Genomic DNA, 26,856 nt, shown 5'->3' with positions numbered 1-26,856 from the left:
CTCGGCCCTCCTCCTGGCCTGATGGACTGATGGTCTGACCGTAGTCGCTGTTGTAGCGTGACCGCCAGAAACCTGACGAGCCGGTGACACGGGTGGTCGACGATGCGGATCGAACTGACCGTGAACGACGAACGCATCGCAGTCGTGGTCGAGCCCGCGCGGACCCTTCTCGAGGTCCTCCGCTCGGCGGGGCTGACCGGCGCGAAGGACGCATGCGGGGTGGGTGACTGCGGTGCCTGCACCGTGCTGGTGGACGACCGCGCAGTGCTGGCATGTCTCACCCTCGCGGCCCGGGTGCGGGGACCCGTGAGGACCGTCGAGACGGTCGGACCTGCCGATCCCGAGTTGTGCGCCATGGTCGCCGATGCCGGCGCGGTGCAGTGCGGCTACTGCGTTCCGGGTCAGATCGTGACGGTGGCCGGGTCAGGTCTGACCGCCCGGCCTGCCGACGCACGAAACGGGCTGGCCGGCAATCTCTGTCGCTGCACCGGCTCGGTCGGTCTCGCCGCCGCGCTTTCCGCCGAGACTGCGGGCGACGAGTCGGGGACCGGGCGGTGATCATCGGTGAGTGGTTGCGCCCTCTCGGCTGGGAGGGCGTCGCCACCGGGACGGCCCGCTATGTCACCGATCTCGACGAGAGAGACGTCGGGCCGATGCTGCACGGTGCGATCGTGCGCAGTCCCCACCCGCACGCGCGCATCGTGGCTGTCGACGCGAGTGCGGCGCGCGCCGTGGCCGGGGTGGAGGCGATCGTTACTGCAGCCGACTTCGAGGGAGTCCTCTACGGTCATCTCGGGGCCCCGTTCAGCGACCGGCCGGTCCTCGCCGGCGACGTCGTCCGCCACATCGGCCAGGAGGTCGCCGCTGTCGCGGCCACTTCGCGCGATGTCGCCGTACGTGCGGCGGAACTGATCAAGGTGTCCTACGAGGTGCTGCCCGCGGTCACCACCCCCGCGCAGGCCCTCGCCGACGGAGCGCCGCTCGTCCATGGCGGCGTCGTGGGCAACGTGGCGATGGCGCTGACGCGCCGCTACGGCGACCCGGACGCTGCCCTGCGGGCCAGCGCGACGACCGTGTCGGCGACGTACCGCTATCCGTCGACCACGCACCTGTGCATGGAGCCCCACGGGGTGGTGGCCCGCTGGGACAGCTCACGCGGGGTCCTGGACCTCTGGGCGTCGACGCATTCGCCGTACTTCGTCCGCAAGGAGGTGGCCGCTGCGCTCGGCCTGGAAATGGAACAGGTCCACACCCACCAGGTCGCGGTCGGGGGGAGTTTCGGGGCGAAGGCGAAGGTGGGCGAACACGAGGTCCTCGCGGCGGCGTTGTCGATGCGGACGGGTCGCGCCGTGCGGATGGTCCTCGACCGTGGCGAGGAGTTCGCGACGACGCACCGTCGCCACGCGTTCGACATCGATCTCACGACGGGGGCGAATGCCGAGGGAAGAGTTGTGTACCGGCGCTGCCACACGACGGTGGACAACGGCTCGTTCAACCACAACGGGCCCTCGGTCGCCGGCTACGGCTGCATCGTGGCCGGGAGTCTCTACGACATCGTCGGAGCCGAAGCCGGCACCCGTCTCGTGCACACGAACACCCAACCCGGTGGCTCGTTCCGCGGCTATGGCAATGCGCAGGTGACCTTCGCCATGGAGTCCCAGCTCGACGAACTGGCCGACGCCATGGGTCTCGACCCCCTCGAGATGCGGATCGCCAGCGCCCACCGCCCGGGAGACGAGACCCTCACCGGTTGGCGGATCGCCTCGACCAGGCTCGTCGATTGCCTCGAGGCGGTGCGCGACGGCATCGGCTGGGACGCCGGGCGTGCCCTCGGTGGATCCGGTCGCGGGGTCGGCGTGGCCGCGGCGGTCCATGTCTCGGGCGCGCGGGCCTATCCCGGCTCGGAGTACTCCGGCGCTGCGATCGACGTCGACGAGGAAGGCGGCGTCCGCGTCCGCTTCGCGGGAGCGGACCCCGGTACCGGCCAGTCGACGCTGCTCGCGCAGGTCGCGGCGGCCGGGCTCGGCGTCGACGTGGACGCCGTCGAGGTCGTGATGATGGAGAGCGACGGGACCCCGCCGGACCAGGGCGGGTGGTCGTCGCGGGGAACGGTGTGGGGCGGAAACGCCGTGGCCGACGCCGCAGGGAAGGCGGCCGCGCACCTGCGTGGGCTCGCCTCCCTCAAGCTCGGTGTGGATCCCGATGCGGTCGTCCTCACCGATGGCCGGGCATCGGGCGGTGGAGCAGCCGTCGACATCGGGGACCTCGTCCGAGCCGACGAGACCTCCGTGGGAGGTGAGCTCAGCTTCGAAGGTGGCTACCTCGCCGACATCGAGACCATGAACCGCGAGACGGGCACGGGGCACTTCTCGCCCAGCTACTCGTTCGCTGCGCACGCCGTCGAGGTCGAGGTGGATCGCGACACCGGTGAGGTGCGCGTGTCGAAGGTCGTGGCCGCCCACGATTCGGGCACCGTCATCAACCGGGCCGGGGCCGAGGGGCAGATCACCGGTGGCGTCGCGATGGGACTCGGTGCGGCGCTGAGCGAGGAGATGGTCCACACCGGGGGTCGCCTCGTCACGGCCAGCTACCTCGACTACGCCACGCCGCGCGCCTCGGATCTCCCGCCGATCATCCCGATCCTCATCGAGGACCCCGATCCGGTCGGTCCCCACGGGGCCAAGGGGATCGGTGAGATCGTCGTCATTCCCACGCCACCCGCCGTCGCGAACGCGGTCGCCCATGCGTGTGGGGTCCGCGTGCGGGACCTGCCGTTGACGCCCGACAAGATCCTGCCGCACCTCGGTCCGGCGACACCCGTCGGCGCACTGTGGCGACGACCCCGCCGCTGGTGGGTGGAAGGGGTCCGCAGGGCCTACCCCCGTGGTCTGCACAGGTTCCTGCACCGCTGGGGTACCCGTTGGTCGCGTCGCGTCCCTGCACGCGACATCGAAGGGATCGTCGAAGTGGGCACGGTCGACGATGCGATCGCGGCACACAACGCGCCGGGATCGGCCGGGACCGACACCGGTTACATCGCCGGTGGCACGGACCTCCTCGCCGCCCGACGCCAGGGCCTGGTAGCGCCGGTCACCCTCGTCGATCTCCAGTCAGTTGCCGAGTTGAAGAAGCTCGACACAGGCGACGACGGCGACATGGTGATGGGCGCGATGGTCCGGCTCGCGCGGCTCGGAGACGCGCTCGGGTCCGCGGCCCGGGGCCCCGACCCGTTGCCCGGCGACCAGGTTCTGGTCGAGGCCCTGGCCCGTCTGGCCACCCCCCAGATCAGAGAGATGGCGACGGTCGGCGGGAATCTGCTCCAGGGGAACCGCTGCCCCTATCTGCGCAACGGGTTCGACTGCTACAAGCGAAGTGGTCCGACGTGCCCGTGCTACGCGCTCGAGGGCGAGCACCGTTTTCACCATGCCGTGATGGGTGCGCACCGTTGCCAGGCCGTGACGCCTTCGGACCTGGCCACGGCGTTTCTCGTGCTCGACGCGTGTGTCGAGGTGGCGGGTTCGGGGGGACGACGGAGGGAGTTGGACGTCGAAGCGCTCTACACCGGGCCCGGTGAGACCAGCCTCGAGGGGGCCGAGGTCCTGACGTCCGTGCGCATCCCGGTCACCGCCCGCCGGCGGTGGGGTGCCTTCGAGAAACTCGACCTCTTCACCGGCGGGTTCGCGGTGGCATCGGTCGCGGTCTCGCTCGGATTCGACGAAGGGGTGATCACCGAGGCCCGGATCGGCCTCGGCGGCGTGGCGCCGACGCCGCTACGGGCCCGACGCAGCGAGACGGCACTGCTGGGGACGTCGATCGACGACGTGACAACACTGGAGCGCGCGGCGACGGCCTGGGCCGTCGATGCCCATCCGTTGCGGGACAACCGGTGGAAGGTCGATGCGACCGTCGGGCTCCTGCGTCGCATCCTGCGTGGGGCCGGGACCATGAGATCGCAAACGATGACGGGAGACCCCGATGACACCTGAGAAGATCCGCATCATGCCCGAGGGGCACTGGGACTGGTCGATGCCGGTCTCGTTCTCGCAGGGTTGGAAGGTGGGCGACCTCGTCTTCGTCGGCGGGCAGATCTCCGCCGACGAGCACGGTCGCACCATCGGGGTCGGCGACATCGCCGTGCAGACGCGCAACTGCTTCGAGAACATCCGCTCCGTGCTCGCCGAGGTCGGTGCGGACCTCACCCACATCGTGAAGCTCAACACCTACTACTGCTTCGAAGGGACCGGTGAGGAGGTGACGAGATTCTGGGAGGAGATGACGAAGGTCCGCATGGAGTACCTCCCCGAGCCGGGTCCCGCGGCGACAGCGGTGCGGGTAGTGGGACTCGCCTACGAGGACCTTCTCATCGAGATCGAGGCCGTCGCGGTGCTCGGCGGTTGACCGTCGATCACCCGTCCCGGTCGAGGTCGACGAGGGTCTCGGCGAGCACGTGGACCCCGGTGCAGGCATCGGCGATGTCGGTCCACTCCTCGGGGCAGTGACTACGGCCGTCCCTCGACGGGACGAAGATCATGCCCATCGGCGCCATCCGGGCCATGAGCGCGGAGTCGTGTTCGGCCCCGCTGGGCAGCGCCATGGTGGGCTGACCGACCCGTTCGGCCCCCCGCACGATCGCGGAGCCGATTCCTCCAGCCGCCGGTACCGGGCCGTCCCGGCTGATCACCTCGAGATCGGCGACGACCCCGCGCCTTTCCCCCGCCGCCCGCACCGCGGTGGCGAACCGGTCGTGTCTGTCGGCGAGCCAGTCGGCGTCCGCGCTACGGATCTCGGTCCAGAGATCCGCCAGCTCGGGCACGACGTTCATCGCGCCGGGGTGAACCTCGACGTGTCCGCAGGTCGCGACTCCGCCGCCGTCGGACGCGGCCGCCTCGATCGCGAGCACGGCGTCGGCGGCGGCGGCGAACGCGTCGTGGCGCCGATCCATCGGCGTCGTCCCCGCATGGTCGCGTCGGCCGGTGAAGCGCGTCTTGAACCGGTGGACGCCGACGATCTCCGAGACGACGCCGATCGTCGTGGCGGCATCTTCGAGGTGGGGACCCTGCTCCACGTGGAGCTCGACGAAGGCGCGCACCTCGGGCCACCCGTGGTCGGTCGCTCCCGGGTCGTGGCCGGACTCCCGCAGGGCATCGCCGAGGCTGCGCCCGGAGGGGTCGACGAGTCGCAGGTCGGCGGGGCTCAGCGCGCCCGTGACGGCGCGACTGCCCAGACAGCTCAGTCCGAAGTCGTTGGGTTCCTCACCGAGGAAGTCGACCAGCCACAGGTCGTGGTCCAGGCTGATTCCGCCGGCACGGATGCACTCGATCGCCTCGAGTCCGCCGAGCACACCCAGAACGCCGTCGAATCGTCCGCCACCGTGGACGGTGTCGGTGTGCGAGCCGGTCACGAGTGCCCGTCCGCCGCCGGTGCCCCGCAGGATTCCGATCAGGTTCCCGGCGGGGTCGGTGTGCACCTCGAGGCCCGTCGCGCGCATCTCCTCGGCGATCCACTCGCGGCCGGCGCGGTACTCCTCGGTGAAGACGCGGCGTGTCCAGCCGGGGGCATCGGGTGTCGCGAACGTCGAGAGCTGCTCGATGCGGTCGCCGAGGCGGTCCGGGTCAGGGGCTTCGATGGGTGTCGTCACGGCCTCGGCACAGGTCTTGGACTGATGGTCAGACCAACACTACAGTTCGCCCACGGCAGTGTCACAGTGAGGAGTTCGAAGTGACCGGCGAGTCCCCGCACCGATCCCCGATCCCCCTCGATCTGCTACGGGCATCCACCGGAGACGTCAGTCGCGCCGTCGGGCTGCCACCCGGGTGCTACACCGACGACGCCTGGTACGGCTACGAGCGGGACGTCATCTTCGACCACGAGTGGATCTGTGTGGGTCGGGTGGACATGATCCCCGAGCCCGGTGACTACTTCACCGTCACGACGGTGGACGAGGAGCCTCTCATCGTCGTGCGGAACCGAGACGGCCATATCAACGTGATGTCGTCGGTGTGTCAGCACCGGGGGATGTGTGTCACCGCGCCGATCGACAGGCCCAGGGAGCAGTGGCTCGACCTTCCCGGTGAAAGTTCGGGCAACCTTCGCAACTTCCGGTGTCCCTACCACTGGTGGATCTACGACCTCGACGGCCGCCTCGTCGGCGCACCGGAGATGGACTCACGTGAGGACTTCTCCAAGGAGGACATCGGGCTGCCGCGACTGGCCGTCGAGATCTGGCAGGGGTTCATTTTCGCCAGCTTCGACGTCGACGCCGAGCCGCTCGGTCCGCGGCTGACGAAGTTCGACCGACTCCTCGAGAACTACCACCTCGACGAGATGGTCTCGACCACCCCGCAGTGGCTCACCGACGTCCCCTTCGACTGGAAGCTGATGGCGGAGAACTTCATGGAGGGGTACCACGCGGCGCGCCTACACGGGAGTCTCTACGACACCGCCGGGGTGTCGCTCGACGACGAGACGCTCATGACCGGGACCTACAGCCTCTACGAGCCCGGTGACGCCGGCATCGGCGGCTGGGCCCGCACGGCATTCATCGACCGGGGCCTCAACCCGACCCAGAAGGCACTGTTCCCTCCCATCACGACGCTGACCGAGGAGGAACGCTGGCACATCGCCTTCCTCTTCGTGCCGCCCACGCTGCTCCTCGGCATCTCCAGCGACTCCGCGTTCTGGTTCACCGTGCACCCGAAGGCAGCCGGCCGCCACAGCCTGTCGATGGCCTATGTCTTCCCGCGGTCCACCACCGAGATGAAGCTCTTCGACCAGATCCTGCGCCAACACGACTACGGCGTGGAGCTCTTCAACGCACAGGATCTTCCGGCCAACGTCGGCGTCCAGGTGGGCCTGCGGTCGCGGTTCGCGCCGCGGGGGCCGCTTTCGCACCAGGACAATTTCCTCGCACAGTTCAACTCCTGGATGCTGGAACGATTCGAGACCGCCGAGCGGAAGGCCGCGACGAGATGAGCGTGTTCGACGAGCAACACGACTTTCCTGAGCCGCTGGCATCGGAGGCCGATGCCGGACACGCGACGGTCCTGGCGGGTATCGAGGCCCTGCGGGCGCTGCGTTTCGATCCGTGGGGCGCGCCGGATCCCCGCTCGGGCGACGAGTGGGCCGAGACGACGGCTGATCGACCGTGACCGAGCTCCACGAGCACAGCGTGACCGAACTCCTGGCAGCCTTCGCCGGGGGCGACGCCGATCCCCGTGACGCGGTCGCCGGATGCCTGGCGAGGATCGACGCCACCGACGATGCGGTGCACGCGTGGTTCCACCTGACCGCGGACGCGGCGCTCGCGGCGGCGGAGTCGTCGTCGAGGCGCTGGCGTGACGGCACGCAACGGCCACTCGAAGGGGTGCCGTTCGGCGTCAAGGATGTGATCGACACCTCGGGGGTGGTGACGACGGCGGGTTCGCGGCTGTACGCCGATCGTGTTCCGGGCCGTTCTGCGACGGCGGTGCGTCGCCTCACCGACGCCGGCGCGATCCTGATCGGCAAGACCGCGACGCCGGAGTTCGCCTTCGGTAACGAGATCTCCGAGACGCCGGTGGCGAACCCGTGGGCTCTCGACCGCTGGGCGGGCGGATCCTCTTCGGGGTCCGCGGCGGCCGTTGCCGCGCGTCAGGTGCCGCTGTGTCTGGGTACCGACACCGGCGGTTCGATCCGGGTGCCGTCGTCCTACTGCGGCGTGACCGGTCTGAAGCCGACCATCGGTCGGGTCCCCCGGGACGGACTCCATCCGGTCTCGTGGTCCTTCGACCACATCGGTCCGATCGCCCGGTCCGTCGACGACGTCGTCGTGGCCCTGTCCGTGCTCGCCGGCCAAGCCGACGAGGACCCCCGCTCGAGTCGCCGTCCGGCCGACGAGATCCTGCCGACTCCCGGAGGTCTCGCCGGACTGAGGGTCGGTGTCGCCTCGGGCTGGTTCACCGGTTGGGGTGACCCGGCGGTCACCGCCGCACGTGACGCCGCCGTGGAGGTCCTCGGGGGGCTCGGAGCATCCGTGGTGCCGGTGGACGTCTCGCGTGCAGAGCAGGCGGGCACCGTCGCGTGGATGATCACGGTGGCCGAGTTCGCCGCCAACCACGAGGCGGCTGCTGATGACGTCGACCACATCTCGGCTTCCGCGATGCACCGCTTCATCGGCGGGGCCCGCCTGTCGGCGCTCGACTACCTCAAGGCCCAGCAGGTGAGGGTCGAGATCCAAGAAGAGCTGGGGGAGTTGTTCGGGGACGTCGATGTCATCGTGACGCCGGCCACCCCGACGCCGGCCCCGGGCTTCGACCCCGCCGAGGGTTTCTTCGAAGGTGGTGACCGCTTGTGGCTCGACAAGGTGGCGCGGTCCTTCCTCATCGCCAACGTCACCGGCATCCCCGCGATGGTCCTACCGGCGGGAATCGAACGGGGCCTGCCCCTGTCGGTGCAGTTCCTGGGACGACCCTTCGACGAGGCCACGCTGCTGCGCGCCGGTCGCGAGTACCAGCGGGCGACGACGCACCACCTGGCCGCACCGACCCTCGAGCCGCGCCACTGACGGGACGGGTTCAGGCGTCGTCGTGGGCCGCGTCGATGCGACGTGAGGAATCGTCGCCGAGCGCGATGAAGCGGTCGAGGCCGCTGCGATAGACCTCCGCCGGTTCAGGGTCGATGACCTGCACCGGCGGGCGGGGCCAGTCCCCTGAGGCGCCGGCACCCGGCGCCGGCCACCATCCACACGCCGCCCCGGCGGCGAGCGCGGCGCCGTAGGCCGCAAGCTCGGGATACCGGGGTACCTCGACGGGCACCTCCAGGACCGAGGCCTTGATCGCGCACCAGAGGTGGCTGCGCGACGGTGATCCCGCACAGACGAGCCTGTCGAGGGTGATCGCAGCGTCGCCGAGGTCACGCGCGATGTGCGCGAGTCCGAACGCGGTGGCTTCGAGCAGAGCCCGGGCGATGTCAGCCGCGGTGGTCCCGGACCCCAGGCCGACGAGTTCCGCCCGCAGATCGGGATTCCAACGCGGCGCACGCTCTCCGTCGAGGTAGGGCAGCGCCATCACCCCGTTGGCGCCCGGGGGGGAGTCGGCTGCGAGTGCCAACAGAGCGGGCACCGATGTGCCCGTCAGAGACGCCCACCATTCCAAGATCAGACCGTGGGCGGTGACCGGCCCACCGACGATGCTGACGCCCTCGGCTGCGCTCGAGAGGCTGTACATCGTGGCGGGCAGCTCGCCCGAGGCGGCGGCCACACCGAGCCCACCGGTCCGGCCGCCGGGGTCCAGGCCACGTCCCGGCGAGTCGATGCCTGCCGCCCAGAAGGCGAGATACGCGTCCTCGCCGCCGAGCACGAGTGGCGTTCCCGGCGCGATGCCGTAGCCGCCGTCGGATTCGCCGACCCGTGTCGCCGCGGGGATCGGATCCCCGTAGCCCGGGATCGGCTCGAGGCCGGGCCACAGTCCCTGGATGTGCCCGCACCGACCGAGTCGGTGCACGATCCACGGCCAGACCTGGAACGGGGTCGCATGGGGGTCCACCTCCCGCAGCAGCACCCGGTGCTGAGCCTCGTAGTCACCGGCGAGGCTGTCGGTGGATCCCTCGGGGTGCCGGTAGGTCACGGCGAGCGTGCCGTCGGCGTCGACGGTGGTCGGGTTCTGTCCACCGATGCCCACGGCCCGGGCGCGCCCGGTGCCGGCGATCTGCCCGGACACCGCGGCGTGGGCTTCTCCCACGGCGTCGAGCCAGGCGCCCGGATCCGCATACCCGCGTTCCCACGTCATCGCGCCGTCGTAGGGAGTGCTCGCCTCGGCGAGGATCGCCCCTTCGGCGTCGACGGCGATGGCGCGGGCACCGCTGCTGCCGACGTCGACGCCGATCACGTGGTCGCCGACCCCGCTCATCGTCGGGTCACTGCTCCGGCCAGCGTCGGCTCGCCGCTCGGGGTCACTGTTCGGCGTCACCCACGAGCACGCGGTAGACCGGCTCGGTCGTGGCGTGGCGCAGGGCGTCGCCGACCGAGGCGAGGTCGTAGCGGGCGGTCACGAGCCGGTCCAGGTCGGCGGCGAGGCTGCCAGACGCGATCAGCCCGGCGGCGGTGCGCCAGTCCTCGGGTTCCTGGCTGTACACGCCGATCAGGTTGAGCTCGTGGTGATGGATGCGGTCCGCGCCGACGCTCGCGAGGACGTCCTTGGGGAACGCGCCGTACAACACCACGGTGCCGCCGTCGTCGCACAGGTCCAGAGCGGCTTCGACGGCTCCGGCGACCCCGGCGGTGACGAACACGATGTCGCTCCCGCCGGCGCGGTCGGCCAGGTCGTCGGGAGTGGCGACCCAGTCGGCTCCCGCCTCGGTGGCCTCGTCCAGGCGCTGCGCCGAGACGTCGATCACCCCGACGGCGGGGCTGCCGAGGTGGCGGGTCAGCGCCAGGTGCAACCGGCCCATGTATCCGCCGCCGAAGACTGCCACGCGGTCACCCGAGCGGAAGCCGCTCAGGCGCACCGAGTGCACGACACAGGCGAGCGGCTCGCCCATCGAGGCCTGGTTCATCGGCGCGTCACCGGTCGCGAACGCGCTGGTGGCCGGCGCGACGACGAACTCGGCCAGGCCGGCGCCGAACGCGAGGGTGCCGTCGGACAGAGCGCCCCCCTGGGGGCGCTTACACAGAGCAGACCGGCCGCGTCGACACGCGGAGCAGGTGCCACAGCGAGTGAGTAGGTCGACGGTGACGGCGTCACCGATCCGGGGCGAGCCGGGGAGATCGTCCACCTCGGAGCCGACGGCGACGACGCGCCCGGCGACCTCGTGGCCCGGTGCGACCGGGTAGATCTGCTGGGTACCGGAGAACAGGCGGCGCTCCATCGTGCAGATGCCGCAGGCGCCGACCTCGATGGCGATGTCGCCGGGTCCCGGCGTGGGTTGGGCGTCCTCGCGGATCTCGACCTCGCCGACGCCGGTGATGACCGCTACGCGCATCGGTTGCTCCCTGTGTGGACGGATCCGCTCCGGGCGGTCGATCGGGTGGTCACGAGCCGTGCACCGCCTGCTTGAGCCGGCCGATGAGGGCCGTCGGGTCGGGCGAACCCCACACGTTGCGGCCGAAGGCGATTCCCGCCGCGCCGGCACCGATGAGGCCCTCGACGTGGTCGATGAGGTCGTCCTCGGAATCCGAGCGCGGTCCGCCGAGCGCGACCACCGGGGCCGGCGTCGCCTCGACGACCTGTGCGAAGTCCGCCGCGGGGCCGGGGCAGAGCGTCTTGATCATGTCGGCGCCGAGTTCCACGCACAGGCGAGAGGCCTTCGCCACGTTCTCGAAGGACCATTCGACGCTCTGACCCCAGCCACCGGGGATGGCCTCGGCCATGACGACGAGACCGAGCCGCTCACACTGGTCACACAGCGCGCCGAGACGCGTGAGGGAGCGGTGCTCGTCGGGCGTTCCCGGGAAGACCAGGATCACCACGGCATCGGCGCCGAGCGTCGCGGCCAGTTCGGCCTGGTACATCAGTGCGCTGAGGTCCTCGGCGGCCGGGTCGCCGAGATCGGAGATGCCGCCGTCGATCCTCAGGATCAGACCCGAGTGGGCGAAGTCCGCTGCTGTCGAGCGGGCGATGTGGAGCGGGGCGAGAAGGCCGTCGGGTGCGCCCGCTGCAATGGCGGCGATCGCCTCGGCGGTGGGTCCCTCGCCCATGTAGGCGGCATGATCCACGGCCACGAGGACGGTACGGCCGTCTTCGCCGAGGAGTCGTCGGCCGCGACGGAGTTTGCCGGCACCGGTGGAACTGTCGAACATCGGATCCTCACTGAGGTCGGGGACTGGTGGAGGTCTGTCCCCCGGCGCAGGCCGGATCCGGGCAGACATGGTTGCGGGAGTCCCCCGGGGGGTCCTCCAGACGCGGCAACCAGGCGCCGTAGGGCCCCGACTATACCGCCCGGTCGGCTCTGGTCTGACCACGGCGCCGCCCGGAATTCCCGGGGCACGTGAGACCGCGGCCGACGACCTGGGAGGCCACGGGGATGCGTTATCGTCAGGCCCGTGCCCGGTACCTACCTGAGGAAATGACTGTGACACGTATCGATCCGTCGTGGCTCCGCACCGATCCGTACCCGCAACGGATCGGAGGCGTCGAACGGGCCGACGGGAGCCTCGTCGACATCGTCGACCCGTCGACCCTGGAGGTGATCGGATCCTTCGCCTCGGCGACGGAAGCGGAGGTCGACGCCGCGGTGGGCGCCGCACGGACCAGCTTCGACTCGGGCGTGTGGAGCCGCCGGCCGCCGTCGCGGCGCGCCGAGGTGCTCGACTCGGTCGCCGCCCGTATCCACGCCGAGACGCCCCGCCTCGCGGCCCTCGAGTCGCTCGACACGGGCAAGGGACTTCACGGCGCGGTGGTCTTCGACCTCTACGAGGCGGCGACAGCGTTCTCCCATGCCGCCGGCGCAGCGCGCGATCTGCACGGCGACGTGCGTCAGGGCGCGTTCCCCCCCGAGCTTCTGCCCGGCGGCGGACCCGACATGTTGACGATGCGCATGCGTGAGCCGGTCGGCGTGGTGGCGGAGTTGCTGCCCTGGAACGGGCCGCTGCTGACCGGTAGCCAGCGCATCGCCGTCGCACTCGCCGCGGGGTGTTCGATCGTCGCCAAGCCGAGTGAGAAGGCGGTGATCACCCTGCTCGAGTTGGCGGCCATCCTGGAGGACTGCGGCCTCCCGCCGGGGGTGCTGAACATCGTTTTGGGTGCCGGCGACGTGGGTGAGCGACTCGTCGGCGATCCCCGCGTGGACCTCGTCAGCCTCACCGGGTCCCCCGAGACCGGCCGACGGGTCATGGCGGCGGCGTCGGCCAATCTCACGCCGGTCCATCTGGAACTGGGTGGAAAGGCACCGGTGGTGGTCTTCGCCGACGCGGACCTGGAGCAGGCCGTCGGCTGGGCCATGATGGCGGCCTTCGTGAACATGGGCGAGGTGTGCGTCTCGGGAAGTCGCCTCCTGATCGAGGAGTCCGTCTTCGACGACGTCGTCGCCGGTGTCGCCGCGGCGTCGGCAACGCTGCCCATCGGTGATGCCCTGGCCGAGTCGACCTTCATCGGCCCTCTCATCGATCAGGCCCATGCCGAGCGGGTCCGGGGCTTCGTCGAGCGGGCCGTCGGTGACGACGGTGCGGAGATCGTCGGTTCGCCGTCGGTCCCCGACGGCCTGCCCTCGACCTTCGTCGCCCCGACGGTCCTGTCCGGCGTGACCCGCGGTTGCGAACTGGAACAGAACGAGGTCTTCGGGCCGGTGCTCGCGGCACTTCCCTTCTCCGACGAGGACGATGCCGTTGCGGTGGCCAACGGCACGCGGTACGGCCTCAACGCCACGGTCTTCACCCGCGACATCGAGCGCGCCTTCCGGATGACGCGGCGCCTCGATGCCGGCGAGGTCAACATCAACCTCCACTTCTCCCCGGACATGAACGGCGGTCGGGGCCAGCCGCGCAAGTCGAGCGGTTTCGCCGCCGTGGGGATCGATGCCTACACGGCGCTGAAGTCGGTCAGCTTGCAGGTGGGACCGGGAGACGGTTCCTGACGATCGTGGGGGCGGGGGAGATGATCACCCGCCTGCGAGCACGAACGGATCGGCGAAATCCATCCACGCCGTGCCCCACGCCGGCGCACGGGCGATGATGGGCGGCGATGACCGACCCCGCAGCTGACGAGGCGAGGAAGCTCGGCACCTTCGGTGGTGTCTTCACCCCCTCGCTTCTCACGATCCTCGGGCTCGTCCTGTTCCTGCGACTCGGCTTCGTCACCGGGAACGTGGGGCTGGGCCAGATGCTGCTCATCCTGGTCCTGGCCACGTCGGTCTCGATCCTCACGACGATGTCGCTCGCCGCGATCGCGACGAACCTGCGGGTCGGCGTCGGGGGGATCTACTTCCTGATCTCGCGGACTCTCGGGCCGGCGTTCGGCGGGGCCATCGGGCTCGTCCTGTACCTGTCGATCGCCGTGTCGGTGGCCTTCTATGCGATCGGGTTCGGCGAGGCCGTGGCCGGGATCGTCGACGTTGAGGCCCGACTCGTGGCAGCGGGACTCGTCGTCGCGCTCCTCGGGCTCGCCTGGCTGGGCGCCGACATCGCGACCCGGCTCCAGTACGTCGTGATGGTCCTGCTCGTCGCCGCGATCGTCGGGTACTTCGCGGGGGTCGTCCCGGACCTCGACCCGGGCCTGTTGAGCGACAACTTCGGGCGGCCCAGCGATGGCGACGCCTTCTGGGTGGCCTTCGCCCTGTTCTTCCCGGCCATCACGGGCTTCACCCAGGGCGTGGCGATGTCCGGTGACCTGAAGACCCCGAGTCGCAGCATCACCGTCGGCACCTTCGGGGCAATCGGGGTGTCCACCGTCGTGTATCTGGCGGTCATCATCACCCTGGCGATGGCCGTACCCCTCACGGCGTTGCAGGATGACACCTCGATCATGCGCGAGCTCTCCGTGAGCCCCGTCGTGATCGACGTCGGGGTCATCGCCGCCACGCTCTCGTCGGCGATCGCCTCGATGCTCGGTGCCCCCAGGACCCTCCAGCGCCTCGCGCGTGACCGCCTGATCGGGCCGCTCCGCCCGTTCGCCGTGGGGGCCGGCGCCGACGACAACCCGCGCCGGGCCGTGGTGCTCACTGCGGTGATCGCGCTCGGTACCGTCGCCGCCGGCGATCTGGACGTCATCGCGCCGATCATCTCGATGTTCTTCCTCGCCTCCTACGGGATGATCAACTTCGCCACCTACACCGAAGCCCGGGCGGCCAACACCTCGTTCCGTCCGACCTTCCGTTTCTTCGACTGGCGGCTGAGCCTGCTCGGGGCGTCGGCGTGTCTCGGCGCGATCGTTGCAATCGACCCGATCGCCGGTGTCGTGGCGGGGCTCGCCCTCTTCGGCCTCTATCGCTATCTGCGCACCTCGGTGGATCAGGCCCGCTGGACCGACAGCTCGCGCGGTGTGCACCTGTCCCAGGTCCGGTCACACCTCTTGGCCCTCGGCTCGGACCGCCACGCCGACCGCGAGTGGCGCCCATTCACGGTTGTGTTCGTGCCCCGGGATCCCCGCCGGCGCATGCAGCTGATCAATGTCGCCGCCTGGCTGGACGGCGGCGCCGGCTTCACCACCGCGGCCCGCATCGTCGCCGGACGGGGTCCCGTGGCCCGCAAACACGCCACCCGCGTGGAGCTCGAGTTCCAACGTGAGCTCGCCGGCGCCGGGCTCCCCGTCCATGGCAGGGTGCTGCTGGCCAACGATCGCGAGGCCGGGGTCACCGCGATGCTCCAGGCGCACGGCCTCGGAGTGCTCATACCCAACATCGCGCTGTTCGGGTGGTACGACGATGCCCGCACTGACCGGATGGACGGACACGACTTCCCGGCGATGCTGCAGAGTGCGGTGCGTTTCGGCTGCAACACGGCGGTTCTGCACGCCAACTCCCGCGGGTGGGAACGCTCCGGGTCCGCCCGGCGGGAGGAGCCCGTCATCGCCGTGTGGTGGTCCGACGATCGCACCGGGCAGCTGCTGACCCTGCTGGCGTGGATGTGCACGCGGGGTCCGGTCTGGGGCGACGCTGTCATCGAGGTCCGCGTGCGCAACGTCGAGACGGACCACGTGCGACGTCTCGTCGACGACGCGCGAATCCCCGCCCGTGTCGTGGACGCCGACGGGGCGGTCGGTTTCGTGGAGGCCATGGCCGACGCGGACCTCGTCTTCGCTCCCCTACGCCTGCGCCGCGGCGCCGCGCTCGGCCCCGGCGACGTGGGCCTCGACGACCTTGTCCCGCAGCTGGACCTGGCGGTCTTCGCGCACGCCGCGGACCAGGTGGAACTCGACATCCAGCCCGACGAGGGCGGGGTGGCCGCTCTGGCGGAGGCGCGGGACCGCGCGGCGGAGACGGCCGAGCGGGCGACGGAACTCGACCGCACGGCGAGCGCGCGGATGGTGGAGGCCGAGATGCTCCGTATGGACTACGAGGCGAACGGCCACGCCCCCGATGACCGCCTGATGGAGGCCACGGATGCGGCGACGAGCGCGCACCGGGCCTACCTCGATGCCCGTTCCCGGGCCGATGAGGCGCTGCGACTCGTGCGCGAACTCGATCCGGCCGACGCGACCGACGATCTCGACACAGGTCTGTGGGTGCCTGCCCCGACCGAAAAGGACGAGCGCTGACCTGAACGGTTCAGCCGAGTTCGAAGGTCGTGACGGCGAAGATCTCGCCTCGTGGCAGCTCCGGTGTCGGACCGAGCACCATCCGGGCGCACCCGAAGACCTCGGTGAAGCCGTGGCGCTGCACGAGGGCCGACCCGGCGGGGTTGCATTCGGGCACATCGATCTGGACCCTGCCACCGTCGAGGCGACCGCACAGCGAGTAGAAGAGGTCTGCGGCGATCTCGGCATCGTCCGCGAACAAGGGGCCGATCTTGTGGCCCACCCGACACGGCCGTGCCACGCCGTATCCGGCGATGCGGCCGCCCGTCAGCGCCGCCACGGCGTTCCCGCCGGGTTGGGAGATCCAACGCTCGAGGAACCGCGGGCGCGGGGCGGGAAAGTGGCGACGGTCGTAGGCGTCGAGATCGGCGAAGTCGACTTCTGCGGCATCGACCAGGCCGATGGCTGCGCGACGGCCACCACCGGTCGGCGCGGGACCCTCGTAGCGGATGTCGCGGTGCAGGAGTCGGAACCCTCCCTCCTCGTAGAAGGACTGCATGGCGAACACCCCGTCCATCCCGATCGGCGCGCCCGGGTCCAGTCGGTCCAGGAGGAGTTGCCGGCGTGCACTCCAGAGCTCGCGGCCGAGGCCTGCCCCGCGGTGATCCGGGTGGATGATGAAGAAGCCCATGAAGCCGAAGCGGCCGCCGTAGCTCACGATCGAGCCGCCGCCGATCATCTCGCCGTCGAGTTCCGCCGCGATGAAACCCGCCGGGTCGGTGTCCCAGAAGACGTCGGCGTCGCCGAGGCCCGGGTTCCAGCCTTCGGCCGCGGCCCACTCGACGAGGACGTCGAGCTCAGGCCGGGTCATCGACCGGATGATCATGGTGCCGTCGCTGCCGTCGCTGCCGTCGCTGCCGTCGACGATCTCAGTACACGCCGAGCAGGCTCAGCGCGAGTGCCAGCGACGCGGCGATCATGAGGGCGCGCACCCACTTCTCGCCGCCCTTGACGGTGAAGTGCGCCCCGGTCCAGCCACCCGCTGTGAAGCCGACGGCGAGCAGGAGCGCCGGTGCCCACTGTACGTGCCCCTGGACGATGAAGACGGGCAGCGCGATCGCCGTGACGACGAGGTTCACGAGCACCTTGACCGAGTTGGCGGTGACGAGGTCGAAGCCCGCCCTCGTCAGTGCCGCGAGGAGGACGAGGCCCACGCCGGCCTGGATGGCGCCGCCGTATATCCCGATGCCGAAGAAGACGGCCACCGTGAGCGCGACACTCCACTCCGTGCCGTCGAGTTTCGGTTTCGGCTTGCGGATGGACAAGATGATCAGCGGGATCATGATGAGGCCGAAGACCGTCTCGAAGGTGTCGTCGGCGAGGCGGCTGATGGCCAGTGACCCGAAGAGTGAGCCGACGACGACGGGAACGAGGACGGGTACGAGTGTTCGCAGTTCCCGACCGATCCCGAGGCGGCGGAACGACGCGACCGCTGCGCCGCTCGCGGTGAGGATTCCGACGCGGTTGGACCCGTTGGCATCGTTGCCGGGGACCCCGGCCAGAACGAGCAGGGGCACCGTCAGCGAGGACCCACCGCCGGCCATCGTGTTGATGATCCCTGCGGCCAGCCCGCCGCCGACCAGGAGTAATGCCTCCCACCACTCCATCAGTCAGGGTCTTTCTGTCTGGTCCGCGGGCCTGAGGTCACGGACGGGTTCGCCACGCCACGTGGTCGGGACCGAGCTGGCCGACAGAGGTTACGCCCAGCAGTGCCATGTTCCGCTCGATACCGGATCGCAGAAGGTCCACGACGTGGGTCACGCCGCGCTCGCCACCGGCGCCGAGTCCGTAGAGATGCGCCCGGCCCACGAGAACCGCTGAGGCGCCGAGGCAGACCGCCTTGACGACGTCGGAGCCCCGTCGCACGCCGCCGTCGACCATCACCTCGCAGCGCCCGTCGACGGCTTCGACGACGTGGGGGAGCAGCTCCAGGGTGGCGGGCGAGTAGTCGAGCTGACGGCCGCCGTGGTTGGACACCACGATGGCGTCGATGCCGGCATCCGCGGCGATGACGGCATCGGCGACCGACTGGATCCCCTTGATCACGATGGGGCCGTCCCAGACCGATCGGAGCCACTCCACCGCCTCCCAGGTGACGCCCGCGTCGAACTGGCGTCCGGCGTACTCGTTGATGGACATCGACGGGGGCTTGTCGGGTAGTTCTGCACCCGCGACGTTCGCGAACTCGATGGGTCCGCCGCGCATGAAGCTCCACGCCCAGCGTGGGTGGCGGGCGCCGTCGATGACCGTGTCGAGTCCGAGCTGCGGGGGGAGGTCGAACCCGCGGCGGATGTCACGTTCGCGGTGCCCGGAGACGGCGGTGTCCACGGTCAGGACGATGGCCTCGTAGCCACACAGCGCCGCCCGATCGAGCATCGATGCGACCAGGCCACGGTCGCGCCACATGTAGACCTGGAACCAGAGGCGTCTCATTTCCCCGCCGGCCCAGGGGACCGCATCCGACGCCGCCGCGACGTCTTCTATCGAGCAGGTCGCCAGCGTCGAGATCGCGTACGGGAGCCCGGCTGCCGCGGCCGCCCGGGCGACGGCGCGCTCACCGTCGGGGTGCACCGACCGCGTGAACCCGGTCGGGGCCAGCACGACCGGCATCGGTGTCGTGCGCCCGAGCACTGTCGTGGTCATGTCCACGGCGGACACATCGCGCAGTACCCGCGGGCGGAACTCGACGTTGGCGTAGGCCGCCCGGTTGCGGTTCATCGTCACCTCGCCCTCCGAGGCACCGTCGACGTAGTCGAACACGCCGCGCGGCAGGTGGCGGCGTGCCAGCGCGCGGACGTCCTCGACGTCGGCGGCCACGGCGAGATGGCGTCTGACGCGGTCGCTGTCATAGCGGCGGAACTTGAGCACCGACCGCAGCGTCGTGACGATTCCCACGTGGTGTTCAGCTCTCCGATGCGGCGCCGGGCGTGTAGGTGCCCTTGTCGCGCCACAGCACGATCTCGTTGCCCCACGGATCCCGGAAGCCGGCGTGGCGACCGTCGAACTCCTCCCAGTACACCTCGTCCCACAGCTTGGTGGCGCCCATCTCGATCGCCTTCGCGAGCATCGCCGGGGGATCGGCCACCATGACGTAGACCCGCGGGGTCGCACCCTGCACCGGGCGATCTTCGCGGTGGATGCCGAGGTTGGGCTTGACCCCGGGCAGCACCTCGTGGAACTCGCCCGCTGGTCGGCGCTTGAAGCCCCACTCGAAGAGGTCGGCGTAGAACTGCGACGTCGCCTCGGGATCGGGGCTCGGCCAGTCGACGAAGATCACTGGGTTGGGCATGGTCGTCTCCGATTCGGTCGGTTCTCGGGGTTCAGGTCGGTTCGGTGTGGGGCCACGGGCTCGGGATCGTGATCCCGGTCGCCTCGAGCAGTGCACGCTGGCGGTCGTGGGCGGCCTCGATGAGGGCGTCCTCGTCGAGCAGCGTCGAGCGTCCCTCCCGGACGACGACCCGGCCGTCGACCACGACGTCACGCACGTCACGCCCGGCGCCACCCCACACGAGCTGGAGGGCGACCTCACCCCGGGGTGCCCATTCGATACCGGTCGCGTCGATCACGACCAGGTCGGCCGCCTTGCCCACTTCGATCGAACCGACCAGGTCCGCCTTGCCGACGGCGCGGGCCCCGTCGATCGTGGCGAGTTCCAGCGCACGGTGCGCGCCGAACCGCGTCGGGTCGATCCGGGTGTCGCGGGCCAGCCCCGCGGCGAGCGCGGCGGTGGAGAGGATGTCGTGGTGATCGGCCGCGTTGCAGGAGTCGCAGCCGAGGGCGATCCTTCCGCCGGCCTCCATGATCTCGGCATGACGGCCGGCGACGGTCGCCCCCTGTCCCAGGCGCAGATGCGCCCAGGGACAGAACGCGATGGCGACGTCGTGGTCGAGGACGAGCGAGACCTCGAGGTCGTCGATCCAGACGGCGTGCGCGAGCACGAGTCCGGGGAACAGGACCCCGAGTGAGTCGAGGTGCTCGAGTGGGCGGTGGCCGAATTTCTCGCCGTAGTACTCCGGGTCAGACGACGTCGGCGACATGTGCATCGTCATGCCCACGCCGAGCTCGCGGGCCAACTCGGCTGCGCCGCCGAGAAGTTCGTCGCTGGCGAGACTGTGGCCGACCAGCGTCACCCAACCCTCGACCCGGCCGCCGGCCGGCCAGTTCCCGACGAGCTCGCGCTGGGCGTCGAGAACCTCGTCGACGGGCGCCGTGAAGGGAACGCCCGGTTCATCCCAGCCCCAGCGGCCGATCGTGGCGCGGATCCCGGTGGCGTCGAGCCCCGCTACGGCCGAACGCGGGTGCGCGACCGTCCCTGCCTCGATCACCGTGGTCACGCCGGCCTTGAGGCACGACAGGGCCGTCAACGTGGCGGCGACCTCGTCGTCTGCGGGCGTATGGGCGCCGTGGGCGGGGACCGACCACTCGAAGATGGACAGGCCCGGCGCCAGGAGGTCCGGGATGGCGCTGCGGATGAGCGGGTCGCCGGTCAGGTGCTGGTGGGCGTCGATCATTCCCGGGATGACGATGCAGCCGCGGGCGTCGATGACCTCGGCGCCGGGGTTCTCGACACGCAGGCGGCCGGGTTCGCCGATTTCGGTGATGACACCGTCCCGCACCGCGATGGAGGCGCCGGACACGACCTCGCGATTCGGTGCCATGGTCACGACGTCACCGCCGCTGACGAGGAGATCGGCGGGGGCCTGGCTTCCGGCTGAGGTGTCGGACATGGGCACAGGGTAGATCCCCCGCTCGTCGAGGTCCCTGTGCTCCGAGCACGAATCAGTCGGTTCGGGGCCCCCCGGGGGGAGCGTGACCGGTGTCGGTGACGCTGAGGAGGCGGTGCGCGGCGACAGCCGTCCGCAACCGCAGGGTCGTCATCGCGTCGTCGAGGTCGACGTCGAGTAGTGCCCGGAGCCGCCCGATCCGGTAGCCGATGGTGTTGCGGTGCACGTCGAGTGCCTCGGCCGCTGCGACCCGGCTCGCGCGGGCGTCGATCCATACCTCGAGCGTCTCGAGCAGAGCCGGTTCGTTCAGGACGGGGCCGAGTGCCGCGGTCACGAACGTCCGGAGTCGGTCGCCGTCCACATCGAGAAGGACCGTGTCGATCCCGGAGGTGGCGGGCGTGGCGATCAGCCCGTGCCGGCTCCGTGTCAGCGCGAGCAGGATCTCCGCCTCCCTGAAGGAACCCGGCAGTGCGCTGATGTCGCTGACCGTGGCACCTGACGCGGCGACGACGGTGTCGTCACCGCCGACGATCCCGTTGAGGCGCTCACGGATCCGGTGCAGTTCCGCTGACGGGTCGCCGGGAAGGATGGTCCATGCCGTGTCGTCGGTGAGCAGCGTCGGCGTCTCGATCCAGCGCACCGCCGCCGTCCACGCGGAGGAGTTGGCACCTTCGTGGGCGAAGACGACAGCCGAGTGCGGCCTGTCGAGATGAAGGCCGAATCGCACGGCGGACCTGCGCAGTGCCTCGGGATCGCGGCCGGACCCGAAGCGCAGCTCCGCGATGAGCCCGCTCGCCTCGTCGGCGACCACCGCCGCCTCCGCATCGCGACGCGACGCCGCGATGGCCAGAGCGAGCGTGGCCCCTGCGAAGAGCTCGCCGTCCTCGTGCATCTCGTCGTGGGGCATCTCCACTGCGAGGGCGCCGACGCGCCGCCGGCCTGCAGCGACGGCGAAGACCGCCACGGCGCGCCCGTCGGTGGTGGTGGCTGCGAGCGGGCCGTCGTGTCCGTGGGCCGAAGCGACGTCGGTCGCCCGGAGTCCGCCGACGGTGCTGTCGGATGCCGGCGTTCCCGACGCCGGTCGGCTCACGGCGGGACCGGGTCCGGTCGGCTGTGCGAGCACTCCGCCGTGCACCGCGATCAGGGCGCACCGATGGCCGCACAGTTCTTCGAGCCGGGCCAGGAGCGACTCCCATCCCTCCCCCTCGAGTGCGGCCGCAACGAGCGTGTTCACCGGATGCCGGCGGGTCCTACACTCGGCGCGTGACCGCCATCGATCCTGACAGCCCCGCCGCCGAGGCCATCGCGCTGGTGGACGACCTGGCCCCGACCCTCATCGACGTTTCGCGTGCGATCCACGCCGACCCGGAGCTGGGCTTCGCCGAGCACCACGCTGCCTCCCGCCTCACCGAGGCCCTCGCGGCAGGTGGCCTCGCGGTCGAGTCGGGCGTCGCCGGACTCGAGACCGCCTTCGTCGCCCGGGCGGGAACCACTGGCCCGACGGTCGCGATCCTGTGTGAGTACGACGCGCTGCCGGGGATCGGCCACGCCTGCGGGCACAACGTGATCGCCGCTGCGGGGCTCGGTGCCGGACTGTCGGTCGCCGCGCTGGCCGAACGCCTCGGTGGCCGGGTGGTGGTCGTCGGGGCGCCCGCCGAGGAGGGTGGGGGCGGCAAGGTCGCCCTTCTCGACGCGGGCGTGTTCGACGGAGTCGACGCAGCGGTGATGATCCACCCCGGGGGTAGCGAACAGACGCGCATGCCGTCGCTCGCGCGTGCGCACCTGATCGCCTCGTACACGGGGCGCCCGGCGCACGCCTCCGCTGCGCCCCACAGGGGACGCAACGCCCTCGATGCCGCGGTGGCCGGCTACAACGCGGTTTCGGCGCTGCGTCAACACATCCGCGACGACGAGCGGATCCACGGGATCTTCACCCGCGCCGGTGACATCGCCAACATCGTGCCCGAGCACACCGAGGCCGAGTGGTACGTCAGGTCGTCGACCGTCGCGTCCCTGGAGGAACTCGTGACGCGGGTGCGGGCGTGTCTGGAGGCCGGTGCCAGCGCGGCGGGGTGCGAGATCGAGATCCGCGAAGGCGGACCGATGTACGCGGAGATCATCGACAACGAGGTGCTCCTCGACTGCTATCTGACGCACGCCCGGGCCCTGGGCCGCGAGCCCGTCGAGCCCGGCGGTGCCGTGGTCGTCGGCGGCAGCACGGACATGGGCAACGTCAGCCAGGTCGTGCCGTCGATCCATCCCGTCGTCAAGATCGCACCCGACGACGTCGCGATCCACACCCACGAGTTCGTCGCCCATGCGGGGGCCGACAGTGGCGACCGGGGTGTGATCGACGGCGCCAAGGCGCTCGCCGCGACCGTCGTGGACCTCTGGACCGTCGACGGGTTGCTGGACGACGTCCGCGCCGAGTTCGCGGCGCGCTGAGCGGTTCAGCCGAGAACCTGTTCCACGGAGAACTCGATGTTGTTGCCGTCGGGGTCCTTCACGACGCAGATGTAGCCGACGACCTCGTTGCGGTACATCGGCCCCAGCAGCAGGCACCCGTCCTCTTCGGCCATCGCTGCCAGGCGGTCCACCTCGGCTCGTGACTCGACGGAGATCCCGAGGTGGGAGATCGAGGTGAGAAAGCCGTACTCCTCGACGATGTCGCCGGTGATCTGGGTGGGCAGCTTTCCCTCGATGAGGACGATCACGAACGTCGCAGCGCCCTCGGTCGTCCGGTCCTTCTCGTTGGCCACCCAGGCGGTGCGCAGCCCGGTGGTGTCGTCGAAACGCTCGTGGATGACGACCATGTCCGTGTAGCGCTCGTAGAAGGCCAGATGATCGGCGAGGTTCCGCACGGGGAGAGCGATGTGGGTCAGCCCGGTCGGCTGTTCGGTGGGTGTCTCGGTGGTCTCTGTCATGGTGATCTCCTGGGCGATCAGGCGGGCGATCCGACGAACTCGTCGTCGGCGAGTGGCGTGGCGACGTCGCTGCGGACGAGCCGCATGACATGGGCGGCGCGGCCTTCCCAGGTGGTCGGCGGGCCGACCCGGTAGAACGGCGAGCGGAGGTTGGACATCAGGTTCGTGACCATGTCGGTGTCCTCCCTGTTCGTGATCTCGAGTTGCGCGAGCACCTCGTTCTGCTCGTCGATGTCGGTCGTGAAGCCCCAGATGCGCGAGAACAGCCGGGTACGGTCCGGTGCGATCGGGTCGGCCCGCACGACGATCAACATGTTGCCGTACGGCAGCGGCGTCAGGTTCGGGTAGATGAAGTCGGCGTAGTGGCCGGTGCGTTCCGTCTCGGCGAGGTCGGTGCGACCGCCGGACGGGTCGTCCACCTCGACGATGTGGGGCTTGTAGCCCGAACACGTCCGTCCCTCGAAGCGCACGATGGTGTCGAGGCTCTTGCGGACGTCGTTGAGGCGACGGTGCACGAACCGGACGTGGTAGTCGTCGTTCGAGTTCTCGCAGAAGGCCTTCCAGTTGATCGGGTAGGTCTGGTCCAGGTCACGGTGGAAGCGGTGCATCCCGCCGAACCCGTAGCGGTCGTAGCGCTGTGCGAACGGTGCGATCCACTCGTCGAAGGTGGGCGCCCGGCGCGACAGGCAGCCGAAGACGAGCTTGTCCCAGGCGATGTGGATGCGGATCTCGACCAGGCCGTACTCGTCCGTGTCGATGCCGTCCGGGTACATGCGGGGCTTGTCGGGGATGCCGACCAGGGTCCCGTCGATCGAATAGGCCCAGTTGTGGTACGGGCAGGTCAACGTCTTTCCGCAGTTGCCCAGCGGCTCGCTGACGATCGACGCGGCCCGGTGCCGGCAGTTGTTCAGGAAGCCGCGTATCGACCCGTCCGCCTGGCGGATGACGATGACCGGCTGGTAGCCGATCTGTCCGGTGAGGTAGTCGCCGGGTTCGGTGAGGTCCTCGGTGTCGCCCAGCCACACCCATGAGCGGCCGAAGACCCGCACCATCTCCAGGTCGAAGAGATCACGGTCGAAGACCTCGTAGGGCTGGAGCATCGGCGAGTCCGGTGTCGGTGGTACGAGGCCGGAGGTCTCGTCGACGAGTTGCGGAGCGGTCGGAATACCGATGTCAGTCGCCATCGTCCGAGCCTATTGCGTGGGACGTCGCCACTCCATGTGCTGAGAGCACAAGATCGCTCAGTCGGAGTTGCCGACCCCGGGGTTCACGGTGTGGGGGAGTGGCTCACCGGCAAGTCCGGCGAGAAGGTTCGTCACAGCACGCTCGGCCATCAGCGTCCGGGTGGGGATGGTGGCCGATCCGAGATGCGGGATGACCACGCAGTTCGTCAGCGACGGAAGTGGCGAGTCGGCCGGCAGCGGTTCGATTTCGGTGACGTCGAGTCCCGCGCCGGCGATCGTGCCGTCCTGCAGCGCCGCGACCAGTGCCGTCTCGTCGACGACGGGTCCGCGGGCGGTGTTGACGAGGGTGGCCGTGGTCTTCATCGCAGCGAGGGCGTCCGCGTCGATCAGGTGACGGGTCTCGGGGGTGAGCGGGCAGTGCAGCGAGACGATGTCGGCCCGGCGCAGCAGGTCCTCGAGGCTCACCGCGGTGACGTCGGGGTCATCGGGTGGGGTGCGGGTGTGGACGAGGATCTCCATGTCGAACCCGCGGGCCCGGCGGGCCACGGCCTGCGCTATCCGGCCGTATCCGATCAGCCCGAGGGTCTGACCCGCGACCGGCTGGCTGACCATGAACTCGGGGTACCAGGGGACCCATCCGCCCGAACGCACGAGGTCCACACCCTCGACGAGGCGACGGCGACTGGCGAGGATCAGGGCGAAGGCGATGTCGGCCGTCGCGTCGGTCAGGATCCCCGGCGTGTGACCGACGGGGATGCCGCGCGCCGTCGCGGCCGCGACGTCGATGTTGTCGACGCCGACCGCCATGTTCGACACCACCCGCAGGTCCGGTGCGGCATCGAAGACGGCGTCGTCGACGCGCTCGGTCAACATGGAAAGCAGGCCGTCGCAGCCCGCCACCCTGCGCACCACCTCGTCGCGCGGCGGCGGCGTGATGTTCTCCCAGACGTCGACGTCGAGGCCGGGGGTCGCACGCAGCGCGTCGATCGTGTCGCCGGGGAGGGTGCGGCTGACGAAGACCTTCATCGGTGCACGCTCAGCCGTACAGGCCGGTTCCGGTGGCGTCGCCCGAGCGGACGTGGGCGAGTTGGGCCTGAGCGGTCATGCGGATGGCGGTCGTGTCCATCGCGATGGTGAGCATGCGGAAACCCTCGGCGGCGAGCGAGGCGCCGTGTTCGCCCCCGGCGGTGTGGATGCCGGGGATGACGCCGTGGCGTTCGCACATCTCGCGCACCGCCGACATGGCTGAGACGTGCCGGTCGTCGCTGAACCAGCCGTCGCGGGGCACTCCGAGGGAGACGGCGAGGTCCGCCGGGCCGATGTAGACGGCGTCGACGCCCTCGGTGGCGCAGATCTCATGGGCGTGTTCGACGCCGGCGACCGTCTCGATCATCACGATGCACATGTTCTGGCGGTTGGCGTGATGGGTGTCGGAGCCGATGAGCATGCCCGCTCGTACCGGCCCGAAACTCCGGGCTCCCTGGGGGGCGTAGCGCACGGCCCTCACGGCGCGTGCCGCGTCGTCCGCAGACTCGATCATCGGGAAGATGACGCCCTCGGCGCCGGCGTCGAGGGCTTTGGCCGCCCAGCCCCCCGCGATGTCGGGGACCCGCACCAGCGGCGTCGTGTCGGCGAACCGCATGGCCTGGAGCATCGGCCACATCGAGTCGTACCCGATCAGCCCGTGCTGGGTGTCGATGCAGACGTAGTCGAAGCCCTCGTCGGCGAACACCTCCGCGGAGTAGGTGGACGGTGTGTTGCAGAACGCGCCGAACGCGGTGCCGCCGTCGTCGAACATCGCGCGTAGGCGGTTCTCCTTCAC

At 70.2% G+C, this 26,856-nt stretch carries 23 protein-coding genes; 9 read left to right on the top strand and 14 right to left on the bottom strand.

What is annotated here, in order from left to right; translation table 11 throughout:
* The first annotated feature begins 102 nt into the window (after positions 1-102).
* The 3 genes from RIE08_13150 to RIE08_13140 are packed head-to-tail and all read left to right on the top strand — an operon-like array spanning position 103 to position 4,398.
* Positions 103-558, top strand: coding sequence for a 2Fe-2S iron-sulfur cluster-binding protein (locus RIE08_13150; GenBank protein ID MEQ8718552.1), 456 nt, complete (start codon positions 103-105; stop codon positions 556-558).
* On the top strand, positions 555-3,986 hold the full coding sequence (locus tag RIE08_13145) for a molybdopterin-dependent oxidoreductase (protein ID MEQ8718551.1): 3,432 nt from the start codon (positions 555-557) through the stop codon (positions 3,984-3,986). Before RIE08_13150 ends, RIE08_13145 begins: the two co-directional genes overlap by 4 nt.
* Positions 3,976-4,398, top strand: a complete 423-nt coding sequence (locus RIE08_13140; GenBank protein MEQ8718550.1) for a RidA family protein — start codon at positions 3,976-3,978, stop codon at positions 4,396-4,398. The genes RIE08_13145 and RIE08_13140 overlap by 11 nt, the downstream gene beginning before the upstream one ends.
* A gap of 7 nt (positions 4,399-4,405) precedes the next feature.
* On the opposite strand, the gene RIE08_13135 is transcribed toward RIE08_13140, so the two are convergent.
* Positions 4,406-5,638 carry a Zn-dependent hydrolase gene (locus RIE08_13135; protein MEQ8718549.1) on the bottom strand — a complete coding sequence of 411 codons (1,233 nt, stop codon included), beginning with the start codon at positions 5,636-5,638 and terminating at the stop codon, positions 4,406-4,408.
* Positions 5,639-5,718: 80 nt separating this feature from the next.
* Here RIE08_13135 and RIE08_13130 point away from each other — a divergent pair, with 80 nt between their 5' ends.
* From RIE08_13130 to RIE08_13120, 3 genes are read left to right on the top strand one after another with little or no spacing between them, the layout of a single operon-like run.
* Complete coding sequence (locus RIE08_13130) at positions 5,719-6,972, top strand: aromatic ring-hydroxylating dioxygenase subunit alpha (GenBank protein MEQ8718548.1); 1,254 nt, start codon at positions 5,719-5,721, stop codon at positions 6,970-6,972.
* Positions 6,969-7,148 carry a hypothetical protein gene (locus RIE08_13125; protein ID MEQ8718547.1) on the top strand — a complete coding sequence of 60 codons (180 nt, stop codon included), beginning with the start codon at positions 6,969-6,971 and terminating at the stop codon, positions 7,146-7,148. The genes RIE08_13130 and RIE08_13125 overlap by 4 nt, the downstream gene beginning before the upstream one ends.
* On the top strand, positions 7,145-8,542 hold the full coding sequence (locus tag RIE08_13120) for an amidase (protein ID MEQ8718546.1): 1,398 nt from the start codon (positions 7,145-7,147) through the stop codon (positions 8,540-8,542). The genes RIE08_13125 and RIE08_13120 overlap by 4 nt, the downstream gene beginning before the upstream one ends.
* A 10-nt stretch (positions 8,543-8,552) precedes the next feature.
* Here the strand turns inward: RIE08_13120 and RIE08_13115 are convergent, their stop codons facing one another.
* The 3 genes from RIE08_13115 to RIE08_13105 are packed head-to-tail and all read right to left on the bottom strand — an operon-like array spanning position 8,553 to position 11,773.
* Positions 8,553-9,884, bottom strand: a complete 1,332-nt coding sequence (locus tag RIE08_13115; GenBank protein ID MEQ8718545.1) for an FGGY-family carbohydrate kinase — start codon at positions 9,882-9,884, stop codon at positions 8,553-8,555.
* 43 nt (positions 9,885-9,927) lie between these two features.
* The gene (locus RIE08_13110; GenBank protein ID MEQ8718544.1) at positions 9,928-10,956 is read right to left on the bottom strand and encodes an alcohol dehydrogenase catalytic domain-containing protein; all 1,029 of its coding nucleotides are present in this window, start codon (positions 10,954-10,956) and stop codon (positions 9,928-9,930) included.
* Positions 10,957-11,005: 49 nt separating this feature from the next.
* Positions 11,006-11,773, bottom strand: a complete 768-nt coding sequence (locus tag RIE08_13105) for a hypothetical protein (GenBank protein MEQ8718543.1) — start codon at positions 11,771-11,773, stop codon at positions 11,006-11,008.
* A gap of 272 nt (positions 11,774-12,045) precedes the next feature.
* Between RIE08_13105 and RIE08_13100 the strand changes: the two genes are divergently transcribed.
* Together RIE08_13100 and RIE08_13095 are read left to right on the top strand one after the other, a co-directional pair.
* Positions 12,046-13,545: an aldehyde dehydrogenase family protein gene (locus RIE08_13100; protein ID MEQ8718542.1), complete on the top strand. Its 1,500-nt coding sequence runs from the start codon at positions 12,046-12,048 to the stop codon at positions 13,543-13,545.
* Positions 13,546-13,652: 107 nt separating this feature from the next.
* A complete protein-coding gene (locus tag RIE08_13095) occupies positions 13,653-16,163 on the top strand; it encodes a hypothetical protein (GenBank protein MEQ8718541.1) in 2,511 nt (836 codons plus the stop codon).
* A gap of 10 nt (positions 16,164-16,173) precedes the next feature.
* On the opposite strand, the gene RIE08_13090 is transcribed toward RIE08_13095, so the two are convergent.
* Genes RIE08_13090 through RIE08_13065 form a run of 6 tightly spaced genes read right to left on the bottom strand, consistent with a single transcriptional unit; the run spans position 16,174 to position 22,160 of the window.
* A complete protein-coding gene (locus tag RIE08_13090; protein MEQ8718540.1) occupies positions 16,174-17,013 on the bottom strand; it encodes a GNAT family N-acetyltransferase in 840 nt (279 codons plus the stop codon).
* A gap of 58 nt (positions 17,014-17,071) precedes the next feature.
* Positions 17,072-17,809, bottom strand: coding sequence for a sulfite exporter TauE/SafE family protein (locus RIE08_13085; GenBank protein ID MEQ8718539.1), 738 nt, complete (start codon positions 17,807-17,809; stop codon positions 17,072-17,074).
* A gap of 37 nt (positions 17,810-17,846) precedes the next feature.
* Positions 17,847-19,097, bottom strand: a complete 1,251-nt coding sequence (locus RIE08_13080; protein MEQ8718538.1) for an alpha-hydroxy acid oxidase — start codon at positions 19,095-19,097, stop codon at positions 17,847-17,849.
* A 7-nt stretch (positions 19,098-19,104) separates the two neighbouring features.
* Positions 19,105-19,491 carry a VOC family protein gene (locus RIE08_13075; protein ID MEQ8718537.1) on the bottom strand — a complete coding sequence of 129 codons (387 nt, stop codon included), beginning with the start codon at positions 19,489-19,491 and terminating at the stop codon, positions 19,105-19,107.
* Between the two features lie 31 nt (positions 19,492-19,522).
* Positions 19,523-20,929 (bottom strand): amidohydrolase family protein, encoded by a 1,407-nt coding sequence (locus RIE08_13070; GenBank protein ID MEQ8718536.1) that lies wholly within the window; start codon positions 20,927-20,929, stop codon positions 19,523-19,525.
* Positions 20,930-20,981: 52 nt separating this feature from the next.
* Positions 20,982-22,160 carry a helix-turn-helix domain-containing protein gene (locus RIE08_13065; protein MEQ8718535.1) on the bottom strand — a complete coding sequence of 393 codons (1,179 nt, stop codon included), beginning with the start codon at positions 22,158-22,160 and terminating at the stop codon, positions 20,982-20,984.
* A 29-nt stretch (positions 22,161-22,189) separates the two neighbouring features.
* On the opposite strand from RIE08_13065, the gene RIE08_13060 reads away from it, so the two are divergent.
* Positions 22,190-23,371 (top strand): M20 family metallopeptidase, encoded by a 1,182-nt coding sequence (locus RIE08_13060; protein ID MEQ8718534.1) that lies wholly within the window; start codon positions 22,190-22,192, stop codon positions 23,369-23,371.
* A gap of 5 nt (positions 23,372-23,376) precedes the next feature.
* On the opposite strand, the gene RIE08_13055 is transcribed toward RIE08_13060, so the two are convergent.
* Genes RIE08_13055 through RIE08_13040 form a run of 4 tightly spaced genes read right to left on the bottom strand, consistent with a single transcriptional unit; the run spans position 23,377 to position 26,856 of the window.
* A complete protein-coding gene (locus RIE08_13055; GenBank protein ID MEQ8718533.1) occupies positions 23,377-23,850 on the bottom strand; it encodes a VOC family protein in 474 nt (157 codons plus the stop codon).
* Positions 23,851-23,867: 17 nt separating this feature from the next.
* Positions 23,868-25,034, bottom strand: coding sequence for an aromatic ring-hydroxylating dioxygenase subunit alpha (locus tag RIE08_13050; protein ID MEQ8718532.1), 1,167 nt, complete (start codon positions 25,032-25,034; stop codon positions 23,868-23,870).
* A gap of 57 nt (positions 25,035-25,091) precedes the next feature.
* A complete protein-coding gene (locus RIE08_13045) occupies positions 25,092-26,060 on the bottom strand; it encodes a D-glycerate dehydrogenase (GenBank protein ID MEQ8718531.1) in 969 nt (322 codons plus the stop codon).
* A 10-nt stretch (positions 26,061-26,070) separates the two neighbouring features.
* Entirely contained in the window at positions 26,071-26,856 is a 786-nt protein-coding gene (locus RIE08_13040) for an aldolase/citrate lyase family protein (GenBank protein MEQ8718530.1), read from the bottom strand.

Source organism: Acidimicrobiales bacterium (assembly GCA_040219085.1).
Taxonomy (GTDB): domain Bacteria; phylum Actinomycetota; class Acidimicrobiia; order Acidimicrobiales; family JAVJTC01; genus JAVJTC01.
This window is presented reverse-complemented; position numbering and strand designations above follow the sequence as displayed.